The following is a 22,731-nucleotide window of genomic DNA, read 5'->3' on the forward strand; positions in this document are numbered from 1 at the left end:
CACTTATAGCTATTACGCTCAAAAAAGGGGGATGGCCCACTGTGAGCACAATCCCCCTTATTTAAACTTATGTTTACTAACCGCCTATTTTCATTTCCAGTATGGGAGCCAGTAAATTACCCTCTCGGCCCATACGAGTATGATATACCTGCCTGTAAGCAAATACATTTTTGACATAATCGCGTGTTTCTCTATACGGAATAAGTTCTATCCATAACTCTGCTGGCATTGCATCATCAGGCACCCAACGTTTTATACGATGATAGCCTGCGTTATAAGATGCTGTAGCAAGTATTTCGTTACCATGGTTTTTCTTTTTCAAGTAACGTAAATAACTGGTACCTAACCTAATATTTGTTTTAGGTTGATATAACCGACTATTAGACACACTGCCTTTATTTACATACTTAGCGGTACTTGGCAGCAATTGCATTAAACCTCGTGCATTAGCACTTGATCGCGCGTCAGGAGCAAATGAGCTTTCACGCCTTGCAATAGCAATACTCCAAGCAACATCTATTTTATTACGCTTGCTGTAGCGCTCAAATATGTCTTGAAAAGCAAATGGAAAACGTTGTTCAACATTATCCCAGGCCTTTATTTTAGCGAGTGTGAATATCGTGCTGTCGTGCCACCCCAAATTAGTAGATAAAACAGAGGCTGCAAGCTTTTCTTCTTCATTTGAAGTGTTTGTTAAGTAATTCCATTCACGTCTCGCTGAAGTAACACGCTCTAACTCATATAATGCTTTTGAACGTTTAAAACCAGGGGCATTACTCACCTTTGCAATTAATTGCTCACTCACCACTTTTGGTTGATTATTTAGATCAACCGGCAAACCTAAACGCGCAGCGGCTAAAAAACCGTAGTAGTCTCGGTTAGTCGCAATACTTTGCCACATTTTTTTAGCTGTTTGATCGTCACCGCGTTCTGCATAACTATACGCAAGCCAATATTGCTGACCTAAACTAAGATTCTCTTTGCCTGTAAAAAACGCAGCAATACCTGCCCAATCTTGGGTTTTAAGCATGTTACCAAGCTGCCATTGCATTAATTTGTTGTCTTGGCGCTCTTTTGGCACTTTGTTTAACCAAAAACTGGCTTGCTTATGCCCGCTAGAAGCAAGTGATAAAGCAAAGGTGTAGTATAAATCTGCCTTTTCTTTATCGGTGTAGTTAAACATACGCTCTATTTTTTCCCATGCGCGCAGCGCTAGTTCTTTGTCGCGCCAAATTAGACGCTTAACACCATAAAGTGCAATTTCACCCTCTTTAGGCGATTTATTTTTATAGCGATATAATCCCGCCGCAGCGCTTGGGTCGCGGCGAACTTTTAAATATAAGTCAGCAAGGTAACGCTCATTTTTTGGTAAAAGTGTTTTTAAATAAGGTAGTAGGCTTTGCGTTCCGCCTTGCGCGGCAAGTGTAATTCGTTGCCATACAGTATCGGCATTCATATAACCTTTTTTGCGCCAGTACGAGAATAACGAATCGCACTCCTTAGGTTGTGACTTTCCCACCGTCCATAAATCAGTCACCTGATTTAAAATGGCTTTTTCTGGGGCGCCTAAATCTAATTGATACCCCAAATATGTACAGGTGTATTCAGCGTTACTGGTGTCGCGGTAATTACGAATATACGCCGCTTTTCTATTATTTTTTTCAAGATACTCCAGCCATACTTTACGAACAGGCCATTCAAGTGGCGTATGCTGATATATATTTAAGTAATCTTCTATTTCTGCTTGATATTTTATGCTCGGGTTTCGTTGCCAGTATGTTTTTTCTACATACGGTTTTAGTGGGTGGTTTAGGTTATTAACTACGTTTTTAAACTCGCGGTAACTTGCGTTGCGTACTTTTTTTTCAGCATCTAAAAATGCGTCGTTATCGATGCTAGCCTCGGCAGAATAAAGAGGAAAAATAAAAGCAGCTGCCGCAAAACTAAATAATTGTTTTTTCATAATGTCCTTTAATAAAAAATTAAAGTAGTGAATAAAAGCTTTTTCACCACCTTAGCACCAAACCAGCTATATTTTAACCAGTCGTTTGTAACCGAGTTAAATTTTTCGTTGCATTTTTTACTCAAAGCAAGCACACTGATTGAAATGCAAACTCATCGTACCAGTCTTAGTTCGTCAACTAGGGAGAATAAAATGTTATATAAAAGCGATTCCTTTGAAGTTAGCTTCCTAAAGGAAAACATCGCCGAGTTTAAGTTTTGTGTTGCAGGTTCTGTAAACACATTATCTCAAAAAACTCTTTCAGATTGTGCAGCAGCATTAAAAGAATTAGCTGCTAATTCTGATATCAAAGGCATGGTTTTTACCAGTGATAAAGACCACTTTATTATTGGCGCCGACATCTTCGAATTTTTACCTACATTTACTAAACCTGAAGAAGATTTAGTCGTGTGGATCAAAAACGCAACTGACGTTTTTGATGCAATTGAAGATCTTCCATTCCCAACTCTAAGCGTTGTAAACGGCTTAGCACTTGGTGGCGGATGTGAGTGGGCACTTGCTACCGATTATCGTGTTGCAAGCGAAAGCGCTAAAATGGGCCTACCAGAAGTTAAACTTGGCATAATGCCTGGTTTTGGTGGCACAGTGCGCTTACCACGTATCATTGGCGCAGATAACGCCATGATGTGGATCACTTCTGGCGCTGAAAACCGCGCAGCTGACGCCCTTAAAGTAGGTGCGTTTGACGCAGTAGTTAGTGCTGACAAACTTTTAGAGTCAAGTGTAGCAACACTTGAGTTAGCGATTGCAGGCAAGCTAGATTGGCAAGCAAAACGCAACGCAAAACTACAGCCACTTAAATTAAACCGTGTTGAGCAAGGCATGAGCTTTGCTATGGCAGAAGGTATGGTAATGGGTAAAACCAAAGGCCACTATCCTGCTCCGGTTATGGCAGTGCGTACTATTAAAGCAGCGGCAAACTGTACTCGCGATGAAGCAATGGCAATCGAAAATGCTAACTTTGCAAAACTTGCGCGTACCAACGAAGCGGCAGCGCAAACGGGCATTTTCTTAAATGACCAGTTCATCAAAGGTAAAGCACGCAAACTTGCTAAGCACAGCGATGTAGAAATTAAACAAGCTGCAGTATTAGGCGCGGGTATTATGGGCGGCGGTATTGCATATCAGTCTGCTTATAAAGGCACACCAATCATAATGAAAGACATCCAACAAGATGCGCTTGATTTAGGTATGGGTGAAGCGTCTAAATTATTAGGTGCAAAAGTTAAGCGTGGCCACATGCCAATGGAAAAAATGTTGGCAACACTAAGCAAAATTAAGCCAACACTTAACGATGCAGACCTACAAGACGCTAACATTATTGTTGAAGCCGTTGTAGAAAACCCTAAAGTTAAGCAAGCAGTATTAGCAGACCTTGAAAAGAACATGCCAGAAGGCACTGTACTTACATCAAATACGTCGACTATCTGTATTGACCTACTTGCTGAAGCACTTGATAAACCAGAAAACTTCTGTGGTATGCACTTTTTCAACCCAGTGCCAAAAATGCCATTAGTAGAAATTATCCGTGGTGCAAAAACGTCAGACAAAACAATTAACGCAGTCGTTGATTACGCCCTTAAACTTGGCAAGTCTCCTATTGTTGTAAACGATTGCCCAGGCTTTTTTGTAAACCGTGTTTTATTCCCTTACTTTGCAGGCTTTAGCAAATTAGTTGTTGAAGGCGCTAACTTTGCAAAAGTAGATAAAGTAATGGAAAACGTATTTGGCTGGCCTATGGGTCCGGCTTACCTACTTGATGTTGTAGGTATTGATACGGCTTATCATTGTACTGGCGTAATGGCTGACGGTTTCCCTGAGCGTATGGCACGTGCAGAAAAAGATCCGGTAACTGTTTTTGCTAACGAAAAACGTTTTGGTCAAAAGAACAAAGCAGGTTTTTACAAGTACGAAACAGACCGTCGTGGTCGTCTTAAAAAATCAAGCGATGCAACAGCCGTTGAGCTACTAGCGCCAATTACTGATGCACCGAAAGAATTCGATAAGCAAGAAATCATTGACCGTTGTATGATTCCAATGATCAACGAAGTACTTCTTTGTTTACAAGAAGGCATTGTTGCTTCTCCACAAGAAGCTGATATGGCACTTGTTTACGGCGTTGGTTTCCCTCCATTTAGAGGCGGCGCGTTCCGTTACTTAGATCAAACTGGTTTAGCTAACTTTGTTGCAGCAGCAGACAAATACGCTCACCTAGGTGCGATTTACCAAGTATCAGAGCAAACTCGCAAATGGGCTGAAGAAGGCCGTGTTTTCTATAAGGTGGAAGGTTAATATCATGAATAATCCAGTAATTGTAGATTGTATCCGCACACCAATGGGTCGCTCAAAAGGCGGCGTATTTAAAAACAAGCGTGCGGAAGACTTAAGCGCTCATTTAATGAAGGGCTTACTAGAACGCAACCCAGCGGTTGATCCAGCATCAATCGACGACATTTATTGGGGTTGTGTACAGCAAACATTAGAGCAAGGCTTTAACGTTGCACGTAACGCATCACTACTTGCGGGTATTCCACACTCAGTACCAGCAACCACAGTTAACCGTTTATGTGGCTCGTCAATGCAAGCATTGCACGACGCAGCACGCGCCATTATGACGGGCGCTGGCGACACTTACCTAATTGGTGGTGTTGAGCACATGGGCCACGTTCCTATGACTCACGGTAACGACTTTCACCCAGGCTTAGCAACTTCAATTGCACAAGCGTCTGGCTCTATGGGTTTAACAGCAGAATACCTTGCTACTATTCACGGCATCAGCCGTCAGCAGCAAGATGAATTTGCATACCGTTCGCACCAACGTGCACATGCTGCAACAGTTGAAGGCCGTTTCCGCCGCGAAATTTTAGCAATGGAAGGTCACGCAGCAGATGGTTCTTTAATTTTAGTTGAAGATGATGAAGTAATTCGTCCTGAAACAACAGTTGAAGGTTTATCTCAGCTTCGCCCAGTATTTAACCCAGCTTCGGGTTCTGTTACAGCGGGTACGTCTTCAGCACTTTCTGACGGCGCATCAGCCATGTTAGTAATGAGCGAAGAAAAAGCAAAAGAGCTAGGTTTACCAATTCGTGCGCGCATTAAAGCAATGGCGGTTGCCGGTTGCGATCCATCAATCATGGGTTACGGCCCAGTACCAGCAAGTAAAAAAGCACTTGCCCAAGCTGGTATCACTATTGATGACATCGACGTAGCTGAGCTTAATGAAGCCTTTGCTGCGCAATCACTACCAGTACTTAAAGACTTAGGTTTAGCTGATGTGGTTGACGAAAAAGTTAACTTGAATGGCGGCGCTATCGCACTGGGTCACCCTCTGGGTTGTTCTGGTTCGCGTATTAGCACCTCGCTAATTCACTTAATGGAAGACAAAAATGCTAAGTACGGTTTAGCGACAATGTGTATTGGTTTAGGCCAAGGTATCGCAACTGTATTTGAGCGTGTTCAAGACTAATACTCTTAACACGTAAACCATCTTGGTGAGTAAAAAGGCGCACTGACGAAAGTTAGTTCGCCTTTTTTATTTGCCAAATTTTAAGGCGCTATACTAACGTAATTTAGATTTGTGTTGTTGTGATCGGGTTTATAATTTGGCGTTGAAATAAATACACTTAAATTAAAACTGATCCAGATCTAAGTAAATTAGTTAATTTATACTTAAAATTACGCTAAACTTTGGCGCAACAAAAAATCTGACTACTTGTAAAGTCACAGATTTGAAAACTATTTACAGGCATACGTACTATGAATTTTGATAACCCCGATCACCAATTAGATGCCATTGGCCTTCGCTGCCCCGAGCCAGTAATGATGGTACGTGCTGCTATTCGTAAAATGAACGACGGTGAAACCCTGCTTATAACTGCTGATGACCCCTCAACCACCCGTGATATTCCAAGTTTTTGTGTATTTATGGATCACACGCTGGTGGCTAAAGATGCCGATGAAGCACCGTATAGGTATGTGGTGAAGAAAGGGTTGTAATTACTAACCACTAGTTGCTAGATAGACTAATATTGATGCAATTAAAAATGGGCCTATGTATGAAGTCTTGGATGCTCTTCTATAGGTAAATACTGTTTGACTCTTATCTTGTCTATATAATGACAATTGTGAAACCCCTATAAATGTAAAGATCCCACTAATTATAAATAAAACGACACTTCCAGATATTGACCATATGAAACATAGTATAGCTAAACCAAAGATTAAAAGTGGTAACGAAAAATAAAGCAGACGTCCAACCTCTCCTAAACCACTAAAAATCTTACGATTTAAATTTTTATCTTTTCTTAAACTCACAGATAACAGAGAATTCCAAATTAAACTAAGCCCGAATAAATGAGTAGAAATATTAATAAAATTTTTATCTACATTTGCAAAACTGGGCAATGCTAAAAAATACGCAAAACTAGCGCCCGCAGCTACCGAGTAGTGAACCCAATCATCTTTCTTTTCAGATGCCATTATAAATATCCTTATAAGCTTTATGCTATCAACTATTTCTTAGTAATAGTCACTTTTGGCTCGTCATAGTCACTAAAATCAATGCTTACTATGTATGTGCCTTTTATCGCAGGTGTGTAACTAAAGTAATTATAAATAGTATTACAGTCTGCCGTTGCAGCTTGCCCAAGTGTTAAACTTTGACCTTGTGGGTATGAGTCGCTGTAACCACAGTTAAAGCCTTCACTAAAATCGGCATCGGCAATTTTGAATTCGTACACTTTACCTGGTGTGCTAAATTTTACCTGTGCTTGATACAGTGCTGGGCCCACTAAGTTAAACTGATACTGTGGTTCTGCGTCCCATAAAGTAAAATCGCCTCGCAGGTACATGGTGCGGTCGAGTTCTTTTTGTGGCAATACATCGTTAATTGATATTTGGCTTGAACATGCACTGAGTAACCCAGCAATAGCGAGTGGTATTATTTTTTTTATTGAAATCATCAATTTTCATCCTATTCATTATACCTATTAGCTTAATTAATCTAGGTAGGTATTAAAACTAAAAAGCCAGCGTTATGCTGGCTTTTTAAATTGCTAATGGTTGTTATTTTTGTAAAACAGAAATATCTGCAATATCCAAAAATAAACCACTTAACTGACTTAATAGTGCAAGGCGATTTTGCTTAACAGCTTCATCGTCGGCCATAACCATTACGTTGTCAAAAAAGTTATCAACACTTTCACGAATGCCTGCCAATTGGCTAAGCGCTTCTTGGTAGTTTCCATCGGCATAAAGTGGTGCAAGCTCAGTTGCAAATTTTGCCACTTGTGATGCCAATACTTTTTCAGCGTCGTCGCTTAATAAGCTCTCATCAACATTACCTTGGCTTGTGATGTCATTTTTAGCAAGAATGTTACTTACGCGTTTATTTGCGGCTGCAAGGGCTTCTGCTGCGTCTAATGTACGGAAGTGGCTTACGGCTTTAACACGACGGTCAAAATCAACTGGTTTAGTTGGACGACGAGCTAGCACAGCTTGAATAACATCTACTTCAATACCTTCGTCTTGATACCATGCACGGAAACGTCCAAGCATAAATTCAAATACGTCGGTTGATACATTTAGATTAGTTAGCTTATCGCCAAACAATGTTTGTGCTTTTGCTACAAGGTCTAAAATATCAAGAGGTAACTCTTTTTCTACCATAATACGCAGTGCACCAATAGCAGCACGACGAAGTGCAAATGGGTCTTTATCACCTTTTGGTGCTTGGCCTATACCAAAAATACCCACCAGCGTATCAAACTTATCTGCAATGGCTACTGCACAACTAATTAGGTTTGTAGGTAAGTTGTCGCCTGCAAAGCGTGGCATATATTGCTCGTTTTGTGCAAGCGCTACATCTTCTGCTTCACCGTCAAAGCGAGCGTAATGCATTCCCATTACACCTTGTACATCGGTAAATTCCATTACCATTTCGGTCATTAAGTCTGTTTTACTTAATAGGCCTGCACGTTTTGCTAAGTCTTTATCTGCGCCTAATTGCTCAGCAATATACCCTGCAAGTTCGCTAATACGCTCAGACTTGTCTTTAAGCGTACCTAACTGCTTTTGGAATAAAACGGTATCAAGCGATTCTAAACGGCTTTCTAATGTTTTCTTTTTGTCGGTCTCAAAGAAGAACTGTGCATCAGCCAAACGTGGGCGTACAACTTTTTCGTTACCTGAAATTACCACGCTTGGGTCTTTACTCTCGATGTTAGATACAAACAAAAACTTATTTAAAAGCTTGCCGTTTTGATCTAATAACGGGAAGTATTTTTGATCGTCCTTCATGGTGTAAATTAGCGCTTCGGCTGGTACATCTAAAAATGCTTCTTCAAATGTTGCCGTTAAAGTAACTGGCCACTCTACTAGTGATGTTACTTCTTCTAGTAAATCTTCATCCATTGCAACAACAGCGTTAACTGCGCTTGCAGCTTCTTCTATTTGTGCACGTATTTGCGCTTTACGTTGTTCGTAATCTGCAATAACGTAAGCAGATTTAAGTACATCAAAAACCTCATCAGCATGGTTAATGCTAATTTTTTCTGGGTGATGAAAACGGTGACCTTGAAGTTGGTTACTTACTTGCTTACCAAGGATCTCACCTTCTAGCAATTCGCTACCAAATAAAATAGTGACGGTATGAACTGGGCGAATAAATTGTGTTTTATTCGCACCCCAGCGCATTGGCTTTGGTATTGGTAATTTACTTAACGCTTTTGCGATAGCATCTGCCATTAGCGTTTTAGTTTCTTGCCCTGCTACTTTAGCAATGTGCAATAACCATGCGCCTTTATCCGTTTCAAGTGTTTGTGCTTCACTTACATCAATACCACAACCGCGTGCCCAACCCATTGCTGCTTTTGTAGGGTTACCCTCACTATCAAATGCTGCTTTAGTTGCTGGCCCGCGTTTTTCAACTTCTTTGTCCTGTTGTTTAGCTTCAAGTGCTTTAACTTGTAAACCTAAACGACGAGGCGATGCATACCAGCTTACGCCTTGATGTGCTAATTCTAGCGATTCTAACTCTTGAGTTAAATTTGCAGCAAATGCCTCGGCAAGTTTACGCAACGACTTTGGTGGTAACTCTTCAGTGCCAATTTCTACTAATAAATTTTGTGCTGTCATGCTTACTTATCCTTACACAGCGGGAAACCAAGCGCTTCGCGTGCATCGTAATAACTTTGTGCACACGCTTTTGATAACGCACGAACACGTAAAATATAACGCTGACGTTCTGTAACCGATATAGCATGGCGCGCGTCTAATAGGTTAAATGCATGCGATGCTTTCATCACTTGCTCGTAGGCAGGAAGTGGTAAATTTGCTTCTATTAACTTTTGGCTCTCAGCTTCACACTTATCAAACTGCGCAAACAAGTCTTCTACGTTTGCATGTTCAAAGTTGTAAGTAGATTGCTCTACTTCATTTTGATGAAATACATCGCCGTAAGTTACACGCCCTAGTGGACCGTCTGCCCATACTAGGTCGTAAATGCTATCTACGCCTTGAATATACATCGCTAAACGCTCTAGGCCGTAAGTAATTTCACCTGTTACTGGTGAGCACTCTAATCCGCCTACTTGTTGGAAGTAGGTAAATTGCGTTACCTCCATACCGTTTAACCAAATTTCCCACCCTAAGCCCCATGCGCCAAGCGTTGGTGATTCCCAGTTATCTTCTACAAAGCGTACTTCGTGAGTTAGGGTATCAATACCCATTGCTTCTAGTGAGCCTAAGTAAAGCTCTTGAATGTTATCTGGTGATGGCTTTAAGACTACCTGAAATTGGTAGTAATGTTGTAAGCGGTTTGGGTTTTCACCATAGCGGCCATCCGTAGGACGGCGACACGGTTGTACGTATGCGCTAGACATTGGCTCAGGGCCAATTGATTTCAAAAATGTTTGCGGGTGAAATGTCCCAGCGCCCACTTCCATATCAAGTGGTTGAATAATGACACAGCCTTGCTGTGCCCAATAATCCTGTAAAGCCAGGATCAAACCTTGGAAGGTTTTTACGTCGTATTTTTGCATATTTGGCTTTTTACTATCTAAGAAGTAGCGTGAAAATTATCCTTAGTATACCGTGTGTACACTCAGGTTTTAAGCAGTTTGTGTATTTGTAGAAAATAAAAAAGGAGCCCTTAGGCTCCTTTTTATTATCTAAATATGTTTTTACACGTCTAAGTTAACTACGCGTAGTGCGTTAGTTTCGATAAAGTCACGACGTGGCTCTACCTGATCACCCATAAGCGTAGCAAATAACTGATCCGCGCCTACAGCATCTTCAATGGTTACTTGTAACATACGGCGTGCGCCTGGATCCATGGTAGTTTCCCAAAGTTGATCTGGGTTCATCTCACCCAATCCTTTGTAGCGTTGGATATAGATCCCGCGCTTAGATTCAGTGATCAACCATTCCAAAGCATCCACAAAGTTATCAACAGGTTTTGTTTTCTCACCGCGTTGAATATAAGCACCTTCTGTAATGATGTTTGCAATGTTAACACCAGTCACAGCAATACGTTGGTAGTCACGCGATGTGATGAAGTCGTAGCTTAATACGTGAGACTTATCTACACCGTGTTGACGAATATTCACAACAGGATAGTACAAGTTACGCTCTGCATCATACTGAGTTGCAGCGTTGAAAATAGTTGCATCTTCGTCACGGTCAACTAAATCGTCAACAAGCTCTTTTGTCCACGCAATTACTTTAGCTTCGTCTGCAAGGTCTTCTTTTGTTAATTCACTTTGGTAGATTAAACGTTCCATTACCGTGTTAGGGTATTTACGTTTTAAGCGCTCGATTACTTTAACTGTATTTTGGTAATCGTGAACTATTTTCTCTAATGCTTCACCTTCAAGCGCAGATGCGTCTGCACTTGTGTATAAAGCTGCATTATTAAGTGCAAGCGATGTTAAGTACTCAACAAGTGCTGGGTCATCTTTTATATAGCGCTCTTGCTTACCTTTTTTCACTTTATAAAGTGGTGGCTGAGCAATATAAATATATCCGCGCTCTACAATTTCCGGCATTTGACGATAGAAGAACGTAAGCAATAAAGTACGAATATGAGAACCATCCACGTCCGCATCGGTCATGATGATAATACGGTGATAACGTAGTTTTTCAGGATTATATTCGTCACGGCCAATACCACAACCTAATGCAGTAATTAGTGTTGCAACTTCTTGTGAAGACAGCATTTTATCAAAACGTGCTTTTTCTACGTTTAGAATTTTACCTTTAAGCGGAAGAATCGCCTGATTCTTACGGTTACGACCCTGCTTGGCTGAACCGCCAGCAGAGTCCCCTTCCACTATGTAAAGCTCTGATTGTGCAGGATCTTTTTCCTGACAATCGGCTAATTTACCCGGTAAACCTGCAAGATCCATTGCGCCTTTACGACGTGTCATTTCACGCGCTTTACGTGCCGCTTCACGCGCACGTGATGCATCTATAATTTTCCCAACAACAATTTTTGCATCTACTGGGTTTTCTAATAAAAACTCAGTGAACTTCTCAGCCATTGCTTGTTCTACCGCAGACTTAACTTCGCTAGATACTAGCTTGTCTTTTGTTTGCGAAGAGAACTTAGGATCAGGGACTTTAACACTAATTACAGCAGTCAAACCTTCACGCGCATCGTCACCGGTTGCGTTACTGGTTGTTTTTGCTTTCTTGTTAAAGCCTTCTTTTTCCATAAAGTTATTAAGTGTACGTGTTAGCGCAGATCTAAAACCGGCTAAGTGAGTACCACCATCACGTTGTGGAATGTTATTTGTAAAACAGTAAATGTTTTCTTGGTATGCGTCATTCCATTGCATTGATACTTCAACGCTAATTCCGTCTTCTACACGCTCATGTGTAAAGTGGAAAACGCCTTTATGGATAGGTGTTTTGTTACGGTTAATGTATTCAACAAATGCCTGAATACCACCTTCGTATTTAAAGTGGTCGCTTTTATTTTCTTCACGCTCATCATTTAAAATGATACTAACGCCCGAGTTAAGGAACGACAGTTCACGTAGGCGTTTTGCTAAAATATCGTAATGAAAATCTAAATTAGTGAATGTTTCTGCACTTGGCCAAAAACGTAGTTCTGTACCCGTTGTTTCAGAATCTCCAATAACAGCAAGTGGCGCATCTGGCACACCCATAGTGTAAAACTGCTCATGAAGTTTACCTTCTCGACGCACGGTTAGTTTTAATTTTTCTGAAAGTGCGTTTACAACCGAAACACCCACACCATGCAAGCCGCCTGATACTTTATAAGAGTTATCATCAAACTTACCACCAGCATGAAGTACCGTCATGATTACTTCGGCAGCAGAAACGCCTTCTTCTTCATGGATAGACACTGGGATACCACGGCCATTATCTCTAACCGATACAGAGCCATCTAAGTGAATCGTTACAAAAATATCATCACAATGACCAGCAAGGGCTTCGTCTATTGAGTTATCAACGACCTCAAACACCATGTGGTGTAAGCCTGTGCCATCATCGGTGTCCCCTATATACATCCCAGGACGCTTTCTTACTGCGTCTAATCCTTTAAGTACTTTAATACTCGACGAGTCATAATTCTCAGACATGGTTAATCCCACTTATCTTGTTATTAGGTTGCCATGTTTCACGTGGAACATTTTTAGTTCTCGTTGCATGGGTTCCACCACAGCAGAAATACTCTCAGATAAAATTGAAGAGATAAATATTTGAGAACTGCAGTGAGACAATAGTTGTCCAACTTTCTCTTTTGTATCTTCGCCTAACTCTGAGGGTAAATCATCTATTAGCAATATAGATTGCTTATCGGTCTCTGACTCAATTAAGCTATTTTGCGTTACTTTTAACGCATACAATAATAACTTTAACTGCCCGCGTGAGAACGTATTCTCTACACTGTTGCCAGCGACACTGAAACTAAAGTCGGCCTTATGTGGGCCTTTACTTGTAAATCCTTGGCGAGCATCTCGCTCAAAGTTTTGCTCTAACGCATCTGCAAGAGATTCATTCTCTTTCCAGCCTGCATTAAACGTCATTTCTAAATCGCGTATAAGCGTTAATTCTGAGCACATTTTATCAAAAAATTGCTGCTTAAACCTACTTATATACGCCAATCTTAATTTATTTATTTCTTCAGCCAGTCTAACAAATTCTTTGTCCCAAAACTTAATTTGGTCAAAATAATTCTTAGGCTTAGATTTTAGTAAAGCATTACGCTGTTTTAATACTTTATTAAACGATTGCCACAAGTAAAAAAACTCATGTTCCACGTGGAACAAACCTAAGTCTAAAAACTTTCTACGCTCTTTTGGCCCACCAAAAAATAAAGAATAACTTTCAGGCGTAATAATTTGAACAGGCATTAGCTGTGCAAGCTCAGATATTTTACGGCTCGCTTTACCCTGAATCTTTAAATTTGTTTCACCTAAACGCGTTTTGCTAATACCAATAGGAATTGATAAATCATGCACCGTCTTTCGGCCATGAATTACAAATTGCTCTTGCTGGTGTGCAATAATGCTTTTGTGCTTTGGTGTTCTAAAAGACTTGCCGTGAGAAAGGTAATAAATAGCTTCTAAAAGGCTGGTTTTTCCGCTGCCATTTTCACCATATATAATGTTTACGCCATTAACAGGTTCTAGCGTCAGCGCCTCAATATTACGAAAATATTTGAGGCTCAAATGACTTAAGCTCATTATATGTTTGTGATCTTATAAACGCATAGGCATAACAACATACATTGCTTCATCATCACCAGCGCCTTCTATTAGTGCACTGCTGTTTGAGTCTGCTAACGTAAACTGTACATCTTCAGTTTTTAATGTGTTTAATACATCCAAAACATATGAAACATTAAAACCAATTTCTAACTCATCACCCTGATAATTTACTTCAACAATCTCTTCAGCTTGTTCTTGCTCTGGGTTATTGGCAGTAATTTTTAATAAACCATTTGATAAGTTTAAGCGTACACCACGAAACTTCTCATTTGATAAAATAGATACACGCTGAAAAGCATTTCGTAACCATTCACGGTTGGCAATAATTGTTTTATCACCGCCTCGTGGAAGTACACGACGGTAATCAGGAAAACGACCATCAACTAGTTTACTGGTAAACGTAAACTCAATGTCAATAATGCGAATGTGGTTAGCACCGAATTGAATAGTAACTAGCTCATCGTCGGCAACCATAAGGCGCATGATTTCTTGCACACCTTTACGTGGAATAATTAATTGGCGTTGAGTATTAAGTGATTGAGTAAGCTTTTTCTGTGCAATCGCCAAGCGGTGTCCGTCGGTAGCCACCGTTTTAATATCGCTATTATCAACTTCAAACGACATACCGTTTAAGTAATAACGTACATCTTGGTTTGCCATTGAAAAGTGCGTGCTTTCAAGTAATTTACGAAGCTCTAAACGCGTTAGTTGAAATTCAACTTCACCATCCCATTCTTCTAAATTGGGGAAGTCAGCCGCTGATAACGTTGTAAGTGAAAAACGACTTTTACCACTCGTTAATAACAACTGGTGGTCTTGTAAGCTTAACGTAATGTCTGAACCTTCAGGTAGACTTTTACAAATATCGAGTAACTTTTTAGCAGGTAAAGTTAATTTTGTATCGGCAATATCATCACCAACAAAAACACCAGACACTAATTCAATTTCAAGGTCGGTCCCTGTCATCGAAAGCTGTCCGTTTTCTACTACTAACAAAACGTTAGATAAAATCGGTAACGTATGCTTACGCTCAATTGCGCCCGATACTTGAACCAATGGCTTTAAAAATTGTTGTCTTGATATTGTTATTTGCATAAAAAAGTCAGCCCTAAGATGACAATGTTCTTATTAAATTTTGATAATCTTCTTTAATTTCGTGACTTTCATCACGTAACGATTTTATTTTACGACACGCATGTAAAACCGTTGTATGGTCACGACCACCAAACGCGTCTCCAATCTCAGGTAAACTGTGATTGGTTAATTCTTTAGACAGCGCCATAGCAACCTGACGTGGCCTTGCTATTGAGCGGCTTCGGCGTTTAGAAAGTAAATCCGAGACACGAATTCGATAATATTCAGCCACTGTACGCTGTATATTATCAATTGTGACGAGCTTATCTTGCAGCGCCAATAAGTCACGCAATGCTTCTTTTACAAAGTCGATAGAAATAGGACGTCCAGTGAAGTTTGCATTTGCAATTACACGGTTAAGTGCGCCTTCAAGTTCACGTACATTTGAACGTAATTTTTTTGCAATGAAAAAAGCCACTTCATGAGGTAAATTTATTTTACTCTGCTGCGCCTTTTTCATCAAAATAGCGACACGTGTTTCAAGCTCTGGTGGCTCAATAGCAATTGTTAATCCCCAACCAAAACGAGACTTAAGCCTGTCTTCTACCCCTTCAATTTCTTTAGGGTAACGGTCAGACGTTAAAATAATTTGTTGATTACCTTCAAGCAACGCATTAAAAGTATGAAAAAACTCTTCTTGAGAACGTTCTTTATTGGCAAAAAATTGAATGTCATCAATCATTAATGCATCAACACTACGGTAATAACGTTTAAATTCTTCTATTGCATTATTTTGTAGTGCTTTAACCATATCTTGTACAAAACGCTCTGAATGCATATACACAATTTTAGCATCAGGCTTATTTGCCATAATGCCATTACCTACAGCATGGAGTAAGTGCGTTTTACCTAAGCCCGTACCACCGTATATAAATACAGGGTTAAATGCAGAGCCAGGGTTATCGGCAACTTGAGTTGCAGCCGCTTTTGCTAATTGGTTAGATTTACCCTCAACAAAACTATCAAAGGTGTAGTTTTCTTTAATGTTTGATTTATAGCCCGATTTAGGTGCGGGTTCAACAACCGGTTTTTGCTCACGCGGCTGTTGCTTTGCTGATGCTTGAATACTAGGTGCAGGCTGTGCTTCTGTAGCAGGTGCAACCTGTGTATTTAAAAGTGGTTTGCTACCTACATCAAAACGAAGTTCCGGTGCTTCGTCACCACAAATCTCGACGAGTAGTTCGTTAATGCGGTTAAGGTATTTTTCTCTCACCCAATCAAGCACAAAGCGATTAGGTGCATAAATAGTCAGAGTATCTTCGGTACTTTCTGCTTGAAGTGGTCTTACCCACATACTGAACTGCTGCGAAGGCAATTCATCTTGCAATACATATAAACAACTTTGCCAAACCGACAGATACACAGTTAAACTCCCAGAGATATAATTTTTATTCCCGCACATCAAAAATGGTTAAAAACCATGCATTTATTGCGTTTAAATAGCCAAATAAGCGGCCCAAGACCAAGTATTATGAAGGCACTTTATCCACAAGTAAAAGGCTGATTTTTATAAAATTATGTATAACGACATGAAAAAAAGCTAACAACCTGATTTAATTGAATTTTTAATTATTAGCCTGATAACAGATCATAACAAAATAACACCAAGATCGCGAACCAATTTTACGATCCAATTTACTTTTCCCCCGCTTTTATTCACTTTTTATACAAGGGCTGTGGAAAACTTCTTATTTATGATGATCCTACTGGATCGCGCTTTACGATCACTAACTGCCTGCTTAATAAACACGGTGCTTAACGCGTAATTATGATTGACTTTAGGTCGTTTCATCTATAATATCTCGCGCTCGCAATGGCACCTGTGCCAGGATCGCGACCTGCATAGGATGTTTTAACTTTAACCGATCGGATGAGATTGTTATGAAAAGAACTTTTCAACCTAGCGTTTTAAAACGCAAACGTGCACACGGTTTCCGTGCTCGCATGGCAACTGTAAATGGCCGTAAAGTATTAGCACGTCGCCGCGCTAAAGGCCGCAAAGTTCTTTCTGCTTAATTTATAAGTGGAAGACTTTAGCTTTGGCAGGGAGTTACGTCTGTTAACTCCCTCGCATTACTCTCGTATATTTAACGAACCCGCTCGGGCTGCAACTCCTTACTTTACTCTATTAGCTAAACCCAATGACCAAGAAAAGCCTAGGTTAGGACTTACTGTTGCTAAAAAACGTGTAAAAAAGGCATGCCAACGAAACCGTATTAAACGTCTTGCTCGCGAAAGTTTTCGTTTAAATCAACACAACATCGATAACATTGATATTGTGCTTATGGTTAAAAATGGCATTGACGAGCAGTCTAATGAAGAATTAACCAAGCAACTGACCAAGTTATGGCGAAAAATCAACGAACGCTGTAAACCAGGTGCGCCTAAGCCTCCACCCTTTAAGAAACGCCCAAACAAATCAGCTAAATCTAATAAACAAACCCAATAGCAATAGAATTACAGGGTTAATTAATGTATCTTTAGCTCACCTTTTAATCATGCATTTAAAATTTCCAATAGAGCCTTTAAATACATGATATCTATCTCACTAAATTTAACTAGGGGCATAAACATCATGAGGTTACTCAAACCACTTGTTGCTTTACCGACATTATGTTTAGTGTTATTGATCCGCGGTTATCAAAAGTGGATTAGCCCGCTATTAGGTCCGCATTGTCGTTTTAATCCAAGCTGCTCACATTACGCAATTCAAGCAATAAAATTGCATGGATTGATAAAAGGAAGTTGGTTAGCATTAAAACGCATATTAAAATGCCATCCTTTACATTCAGGTGGTGATGACCCAGTACCTGAAAAAATAACCCATATTAACCACCAACACGAGAAATAAGAGCTGTTATGGAATCGCAACGCACGTTTTTATTCATTGGCCTAATGCTAGTGTCGTTTTTATTGTTCCAAGAATGGAATAATGATTATAACCAGCCAAAAGTCGATCCAAGTGCCACAACACAAACGCAACAAGCAAATTCAACTGAATCGGATGATTTTATACCTTCATCGTCAGAATCTGGCTTACCGGCTTCAACAACATTAGCTAAACGTTCTGTTATAGAAATAACAACAGACGTGTTTAAAGTTAAAATCGACACCAAAGGTGGTGATATTGTTGAATCGGACTTACTTCAATACGAAGAAGTGAAAGGCGAAGAAACACCTTTCATGCTGCTGGGTGAATTTGAGGGTAATCAATACTTTTCACAAAGTGGTTTGATTGGTTTAAATGGCCCAGACGCATCTGCAAACGGTCGCCCTACTTACCACAGCGAACAAACGTCTTATACCTTAACAGGTGATGAGTTACGCGTACCGTTACAGTTTACTGATAGCAACGGTGTTAGCTTTACCAAAACGTATGTATTTAAAAAAGGTCAATATGATGTTGGCTTAGAATACACAGTAAACAATACAACCAGTGCCCCTATTCAAGTGCAGCTTTACACACAGGTTAAACGCACAGTACAGGAAAAAGGCAGCTTAGTTGATCAAAACTATTTAGGTGCAGCTTACGGTACAGACGAAGAACCGTACGAAAAGTATAGCTTTTCTGACATGGCCGACAAAAACCTAAATGAAAGCACGCAAGGTGGTTACATTGCATTTATTCAACATTACTTTGTAAGTGCGTGGGTACCAAAGCAAGACCAAACCAACACCCTTTATAGCTTAATTACAAGCAGTAACGCCGCTATCATTGGTACAAAAGCAGAACCTGTTAATGTTCAAGCCGGTTCAGAGCAAACCATTACTTCTATTTACTACATGGGCCCTAAAGAGTCTGATGTATTAGAAGCGCTTCACCCTGACTTAGACCTAACTGTAGACTACGGCTGGTTATGGTTTATTTCACAGCCACTATTTGAACTACTGAAGTTTTTATACTCTGGCGAAGGTTCATTCTTTGGCTTGTTTGATATAAATGTTGGCGGTTTAGGTAACTGGGGTTTAGCAATTATTGCTATCACTATTATTGTTAAATCATTGATGTACCCGCTAACTAAAGCGCAATATACGTCAATGGCTAAAATGCGTGCCCTTCAACCAAAAATGGCAGCTCTTAAAGAAAAATATGGTGATGACCGTCAAAAATTCGGTCAAGCTACTATGGAAATGTACAAAAAAGAGAAAGTAAACCCAATGGGTGGTTGTTTCCCTATTTTGCTACAAATGCCTATTTTCTTAGCGTTGTTTTATGTATTTTTAGAATCAACAGAACTTCGCCATGCTGAGTTTATGCTTTGGTTAACTGATTTATCAGCACAAGACCCATACTACGTATTACCAATTTTATTTGGTGCAAGTATGTTTATAACTCAAAAGCTTCAACCTATGACGGTTACCGATCCAATGCAGCAAAAAATGATGACCTTTATGCCGGTTATCTTCTCTGTATTCTTCTTATGGTTCCCATCAGGCTTAGTACTTTACTGGTTAGTATCTAACCTTATTTCAATCGCGCAAATGCTTTATATTTATCGCGGTATGGAAAAGAAAGGAATAAAAGTAAGAGGCTAACTTAGCCCTACTTATTATAAAGGCGACTTAAGTCGCCTTTTTTATTGCCCATTTTTTATCAGAGCATTCGCGAGTGGTAATTTCATAGGTTACAATAGCGCCATAACGTACACATTGTTGGTAAATTAAATAGCATGATCAATCAAGACACAATTGCAGCACAAGCAACCGCACCTGGGCGTGGTGGTGTTGGTATTATTCGGGTTTCTGGCAGCCTTGCCAAAAGCGTTGCTGAACAAGTTATTGGTAAAATACCAAAAGTGAGGTACGCCGATTATGTACCATTTAAAAACTTAAATGGCGATCAACTTGACCAAGGTATTGCCATTTATTTTGCCGGACCTAACTCATTTACTGGTGAAGATGTACTTGAGTTGCAAGGTCATGGTGGCCCAGTTGTGCTTGATATGCTACTTAAAGAAATTAGCAAAATAGAAGGTGTACGCTTAGCAAAACCAGGTGAGTTTTCAGAGCGTGCATTTATGAACGACAAGCTTGATTTAACCCAAGCAGAAGCAATTAGTGACCTAATTAATGCCACTAGTGAACAAGCAGCTAAAAGCGCCTTACAATCACTTCAAGGTGAGTTTTCTAAACACATTGAAACACTGGTTGAAAAAGTAATTCATCTTCGTATGTACGTAGAAGCAGCAATCGACTTTCCAGATGAAGAAATAGACTTTTTATCAGATGGCAAAGTATCGGGCGATCTCAACGCAATTATAAACCAATTAAACACAGTAACTGACCAAGCTAAACAGGGAAGCATAATGCGCGAAGGTATGCGTGTTGTGATTGCAGGTCGTCCTAACGCGGGTAAATCAAGCTTACTAAATGCCCTAGCAGGCCGAGAGGCAGCAATCGTAACCGAAATAGCAGGTACCACCCGCGACGTACTGCGCGAACACATCCATATTGATGGCATGCCACTGCATATTATCGATACCGCAGGTCTTCGTGAAAGCCCTGACCGTGTAGAGCAAATAGGTATTGAGCGCGCATGGGATGAAATAAACCAAGCCGACCGCGTTTTATTTATGCTTGATGGCACCGATACTGTAGACACCGACCCACATAAAATTTGGCCAGAGTTTATGGCAAAATTACCAAAAGGTATGGGGGTTACAGTGATCAGAAACAAAGCCGATTTATCGGGTGATATTGTAGGCTTGGATGAAAACCAACAATACCCGGTCATAAGTTTAAGTGCTAAAAACGCTGAAGGTATAGAGCTCGTTCGTGAACATTTGAAGGCCTGTATAGGTTTTGACGGCGCAACAGAAGGTGGCTTTATGGCTCGTCGCCGTCATTTAGACGCTTTAGAGAGCGCAGCTTATCATTTAGATACGGGTAAAACGCAGCTTGAAATGCATGTTGCAGGTGAAATTTTGGCCGAAGAGCTGCGCCTAACGCAGCAATTTTTAAACGAAATAACCGGTGAGTTTACTTCAGACGATCTACTTGGAAAAATATTTAGCTCGTTCTGTATTGGTAAATAAAAGACCTAACAATTAAATAATTAAAAATTAAGGGCGTAAAAACGCCCTTTTTTACTGCCTTAATTAAGCCTTCCTATATCAACATATGGATATTTTTTAGATAAGCTGAGTGCTATTTTAGGCTCTCATTTTCACTAAATTAGTATCTTTAAAAGCTTATTAATGACCTACTTTACAAGATATAACCGCCTATTTAAGGTGATATATCTCCCATATACGAATAAGTTAAGCCACTATAATTAACCTTAAAACAAGCTGAAATCACTGTTTTTAATATTTTATTAGCTAAAATTGCAGCCTTAATTGGCTATATATCAATAAATAAGGCGATCACAAGTGTGTATTGATCGCGCTATCCACCAGCTCAAACATGTAAATGCATGATCGAATATCACAAAAACTTTAAATTTAGTCAGATCAGTTATCCACAATTCCCATTTTTTGGACAAAAATCCAAAATTTTTTAGCTGAAATACACGTTATTAGCTCTATTTTTAGTAAAAAGCGGCCGTTATAAAAACTATTTTGATATTTATTTAATAAGATCATATTTAATTGATCGTTATTTAAAATTATTTTCGATCTAAATAATCGGTTATCAACACCCTTTATATCCACACAATGATCAACATTACTTCTATATTAAACATTCATCATAATTGGACTTACAAAAGCTTAAAATCAATAACTTACAAAATTTTAGCTAAATAGAGTATAAAGTTAAACAGAACTTCCCCCAATCTTATTAACAGTTTGATCAGAAGGTTACATTTGAAGGTATTATTTTACATCTATATAAATCAACAACTTAAAAAAACTTTAAACAATGATCTAAAAATTAGCCTAAAAATAGTTATCCAAACCCACACTCTTCCCTTTACTGCAGTGTGTACTCGGCTATCATAGGCAGCAATTAAAACTAATGCGATCATATCTAATCATGAGTTCAGTAAATATTATTGTGGGCAGCCAAATGGGATCGGCCGAGTATGTCGCGGAGCAATTAAGCGATGAGCTAAATAACCAAGGTATTACAACCCAACTCCATGATCAGCCAAAATTTAATGAAATAGATCAACACAATACGCTCTGGTTAATATGTACATCTACTTATGGCGCAGGTGATTATCCCGATAATCTTTTAAGCTTTGCAGAACAAGTAGCGCAATCAACTGATTTAAAGCATTTAAAGTTTTCGGTTATTGCGTTAGGTGATACCAGCTACGACACATATAACTTAGCAGGGCGCAATATAGAAGCACTACTAAGTAAAAAAGGCGCTATAAAAGTGGCTGAACGCTTAGAGTTAAATATATTAGACGAGTCACTCCCTGAAGACACAGCCCTTGCTTGGTTAGACACTTGGGTTACCCAAACAGGTTTAAAATAAAGAGATCAAGTAAAATCTCATATAAAAGTTACTCACAATTTACTAATAATTTAATTAATAATGTGGATAAAGTTTGAATAAACTGCATTTTAAAGCATGCTTATCCATGGGATAAGATCTAACTAATCTCCCCCTGTGTATAAAGTGGCTTTTTGATCAGTGCTTATTTGTGGGATGATCCGATCATATTAACACCTTTAGATCTGATCTAATTTAATGTTTTTAAACAAGATCTAAAGCTTATCAACAGAAAAGCCGATCAGTAGTAGTAATAGTATTAAAAGATCTCTTTAAAAGATCCTTTATATTATTAGAGATCACTTACTTAGATCTGAGCACAGTTTAATCATTTATCTTCTGCTCATTTCTAGGTAGAATACGCTCCCTTTTGAAGTTTACCGGTTTGATTTA

18 protein-coding genes are annotated in these 22,731 nt (G+C 39.5%); 9 read left to right on the top strand and 9 right to left on the bottom strand.

What is annotated here, in order from left to right; genetic code table 11:
• Window positions 1-76: 76 nt before the first annotated feature.
• A complete protein-coding gene (locus MTF67_RS17595; RefSeq protein WP_248520269.1) occupies window positions 77-1,963 on the bottom strand; it encodes a transglycosylase SLT domain-containing protein in 1,887 nt (628 codons plus the stop codon).
• A 192-nt stretch (window positions 1,964-2,155) separates the two neighbouring features.
• On the opposite strand from MTF67_RS17595, the gene fadB reads away from it, so the two are divergent.
• The 3 genes from fadB to tusA all read left to right on the top strand — a co-directional run bounded on the left by fadB (window position 2,156) and on the right by tusA (window position 6,019).
• Window positions 2,156-4,315, top strand: coding sequence for a fatty acid oxidation complex subunit alpha FadB (gene fadB / locus MTF67_RS17600; RefSeq protein ID WP_008130792.1), 2,160 nt, complete (start codon window positions 2,156-2,158; stop codon window positions 4,313-4,315).
• Window positions 4,316-4,319: 4 nt separating this feature from the next.
• Window positions 4,320-5,489, top strand: coding sequence for an acetyl-CoA C-acyltransferase FadA (gene fadA, locus MTF67_RS17605; protein WP_008130791.1), 1,170 nt, complete (start codon window positions 4,320-4,322; stop codon window positions 5,487-5,489).
• 290 nt (window positions 5,490-5,779) lie between these two features.
• Window positions 5,780-6,019, top strand: a complete 240-nt coding sequence (gene tusA, locus MTF67_RS17610) for a sulfurtransferase TusA (RefSeq protein ID WP_006793987.1) — start codon at window positions 5,780-5,782, stop codon at window positions 6,017-6,019.
• A gap of 3 nt (window positions 6,020-6,022) precedes the next feature.
• On the opposite strand, the gene MTF67_RS17615 is transcribed toward tusA, so the two are convergent.
• From MTF67_RS17615 to dnaA, 8 genes are all read right to left on the bottom strand, one after another.
• Window positions 6,023-6,502 carry a hypothetical protein gene (locus MTF67_RS17615; RefSeq protein WP_006793986.1) on the bottom strand — a complete coding sequence of 160 codons (480 nt, stop codon included), beginning with the start codon at window positions 6,500-6,502 and terminating at the stop codon, window positions 6,023-6,025.
• A 32-nt stretch (window positions 6,503-6,534) separates the two neighbouring features.
• Window positions 6,535-6,984, bottom strand: a complete 450-nt coding sequence (locus tag MTF67_RS17620; protein WP_058430326.1) for a hypothetical protein — start codon at window positions 6,982-6,984, stop codon at window positions 6,535-6,537.
• A 103-nt stretch (window positions 6,985-7,087) separates the two neighbouring features.
• Window positions 7,088-9,157, bottom strand: coding sequence for a glycine--tRNA ligase subunit beta (gene glyS, locus MTF67_RS17625; protein WP_248520270.1), 2,070 nt, complete (start codon window positions 9,155-9,157; stop codon window positions 7,088-7,090).
• A 2-nt stretch (window positions 9,158-9,159) separates the two neighbouring features.
• The gene (glyQ, locus tag MTF67_RS17630; protein ID WP_008130780.1) at window positions 9,160-10,062 is read right to left on the bottom strand and encodes a glycine--tRNA ligase subunit alpha; all 903 of its coding nucleotides are present in this window, start codon (window positions 10,060-10,062) and stop codon (window positions 9,160-9,162) included.
• Between the two features lie 141 nt (window positions 10,063-10,203).
• Entirely contained in the window at window positions 10,204-12,630 is a 2,427-nt protein-coding gene (gene gyrB, locus MTF67_RS17635; protein WP_039038505.1) for a DNA topoisomerase (ATP-hydrolyzing) subunit B, read from the bottom strand.
• Window positions 12,631-12,642: 12 nt separating this feature from the next.
• Complete coding sequence (gene recF, locus MTF67_RS17640) at window positions 12,643-13,737, bottom strand: DNA replication/repair protein RecF (protein ID WP_008130777.1); 1,095 nt, start codon at window positions 13,735-13,737, stop codon at window positions 12,643-12,645.
• Between the two features lie 15 nt (window positions 13,738-13,752).
• On the bottom strand, window positions 13,753-14,856 hold the full coding sequence (gene dnaN, locus MTF67_RS17645; protein ID WP_248520271.1) for a DNA polymerase III subunit beta: 1,104 nt from the start codon (window positions 14,854-14,856) through the stop codon (window positions 13,753-13,755).
• A 13-nt stretch (window positions 14,857-14,869) separates the two neighbouring features.
• Window positions 14,870-16,258, bottom strand: a complete 1,389-nt coding sequence (gene dnaA / locus MTF67_RS17650; protein ID WP_006793979.1) for a chromosomal replication initiator protein DnaA — start codon at window positions 16,256-16,258, stop codon at window positions 14,870-14,872.
• Window positions 16,259-16,776: 518 nt separating this feature from the next.
• Between dnaA and rpmH the strand changes: the two genes are divergently transcribed.
• From rpmH to mioC, 6 genes are all read left to right on the top strand, one after another.
• Window positions 16,777-16,911, top strand: a complete 135-nt coding sequence (gene rpmH / locus MTF67_RS17655; RefSeq protein WP_004335215.1) for a 50S ribosomal protein L34 — start codon at window positions 16,777-16,779, stop codon at window positions 16,909-16,911.
• A gap of 7 nt (window positions 16,912-16,918) precedes the next feature.
• Window positions 16,919-17,344 (top strand): ribonuclease P protein component, encoded by a 426-nt coding sequence (gene rnpA, locus MTF67_RS17660; protein ID WP_006793978.1) that lies wholly within the window; start codon window positions 16,919-16,921, stop codon window positions 17,342-17,344.
• Window positions 17,345-17,470: 126 nt separating this feature from the next.
• Window positions 17,471-17,746, top strand: coding sequence for a membrane protein insertion efficiency factor YidD (gene yidD / locus MTF67_RS17665; protein ID WP_006793977.1), 276 nt, complete (start codon window positions 17,471-17,473; stop codon window positions 17,744-17,746).
• A gap of 8 nt (window positions 17,747-17,754) precedes the next feature.
• Complete coding sequence (yidC, locus tag MTF67_RS17670; RefSeq protein WP_248520272.1) at window positions 17,755-19,431, top strand: membrane protein insertase YidC; 1,677 nt, start codon at window positions 17,755-17,757, stop codon at window positions 19,429-19,431.
• Between the two features lie 134 nt (window positions 19,432-19,565).
• The gene (gene mnmE, locus MTF67_RS17675) at window positions 19,566-20,930 is read left to right on the top strand and encodes a tRNA uridine-5-carboxymethylaminomethyl(34) synthesis GTPase MnmE (RefSeq protein ID WP_203985622.1); all 1,365 of its coding nucleotides are present in this window, start codon (window positions 19,566-19,568) and stop codon (window positions 20,928-20,930) included.
• A gap of 940 nt (window positions 20,931-21,870) precedes the next feature.
• Complete coding sequence (mioC, locus tag MTF67_RS17680) at window positions 21,871-22,320, top strand: FMN-binding protein MioC (protein WP_248520273.1); 450 nt, start codon at window positions 21,871-21,873, stop codon at window positions 22,318-22,320.
• The last annotated feature ends 411 nt before the right edge of the window (window positions 22,321-22,731 follow it).

The organism is Pseudoalteromonas sp. 2CM32C, assembly GCF_023161925.1.
Taxonomy (GTDB): Bacteria; Pseudomonadota; Gammaproteobacteria; order Enterobacterales; family Alteromonadaceae; genus Pseudoalteromonas; species Pseudoalteromonas marina.

What these genes read in the sequence shown, in the direction of transcription:
- MTF67_RS17595 (WP_248520269.1), bottom strand. Translation starts at nt 1,963, where the DNA reads ATGAAAAAACAATTATTTAGTTTTGCGGCAGCTGCTTTTATTTTTCCT.
- fadB (WP_008130792.1), top strand. Translation starts at nt 2,156, where the DNA reads ATGTTATATAAAAGCGATTCCTTTGAAGTTAGCTTCCTAAAGGAAAAC.
- fadA (WP_008130791.1), top strand. Translation starts at nt 4,320, where the DNA reads ATGAATAATCCAGTAATTGTAGATTGTATCCGCACACCAATGGGTCGC.
- tusA (WP_006793987.1), top strand. Translation starts at nt 5,780, where the DNA reads ATGAATTTTGATAACCCCGATCACCAATTAGATGCCATTGGCCTTCGC.
- MTF67_RS17615 (WP_006793986.1), bottom strand. Translation starts at nt 6,502, where the DNA reads ATGGCATCTGAAAAGAAAGATGATTGGGTTCACTACTCGGTAGCTGCG.
- MTF67_RS17620 (WP_058430326.1), bottom strand. Translation starts at nt 6,984, where the DNA reads ATGATTTCAATAAAAAAAATAATACCACTCGCTATTGCTGGGTTACTC.
- glyS (WP_248520270.1), bottom strand. Translation starts at nt 9,157, where the DNA reads ATGACAGCACAAAATTTATTAGTAGAAATTGGCACTGAAGAGTTACCA.
- glyQ (WP_008130780.1), bottom strand. Translation starts at nt 10,062, where the DNA reads ATGCAAAAATACGACGTAAAAACCTTCCAAGGTTTGATCCTGGCTTTA.
- gyrB (WP_039038505.1), bottom strand. Translation starts at nt 12,630, where the DNA reads ATGTCTGAGAATTATGACTCGTCGAGTATTAAAGTACTTAAAGGATTA.
- recF (WP_008130777.1), bottom strand. Translation starts at nt 13,737, where the DNA reads ATGAGCTTAAGTCATTTGAGCCTCAAATATTTTCGTAATATTGAGGCG.
- dnaN (WP_248520271.1), bottom strand. Translation starts at nt 14,856, where the DNA reads ATGCAAATAACAATATCAAGACAACAATTTTTAAAGCCATTGGTTCAA.
- rpmH (WP_004335215.1), top strand. Translation starts at nt 16,777, where the DNA reads ATGAAAAGAACTTTTCAACCTAGCGTTTTAAAACGCAAACGTGCACAC.
- yidD (WP_006793977.1), top strand. Translation starts at nt 17,471, where the DNA reads ATGAGGTTACTCAAACCACTTGTTGCTTTACCGACATTATGTTTAGTG.
- yidC (WP_248520272.1), top strand. Translation starts at nt 17,755, where the DNA reads ATGGAATCGCAACGCACGTTTTTATTCATTGGCCTAATGCTAGTGTCG.
- mnmE (WP_203985622.1), top strand. Translation starts at nt 19,566, where the DNA reads ATGATCAATCAAGACACAATTGCAGCACAAGCAACCGCACCTGGGCGT.
- mioC (WP_248520273.1), top strand. Translation starts at nt 21,871, where the DNA reads ATGAGTTCAGTAAATATTATTGTGGGCAGCCAAATGGGATCGGCCGAG.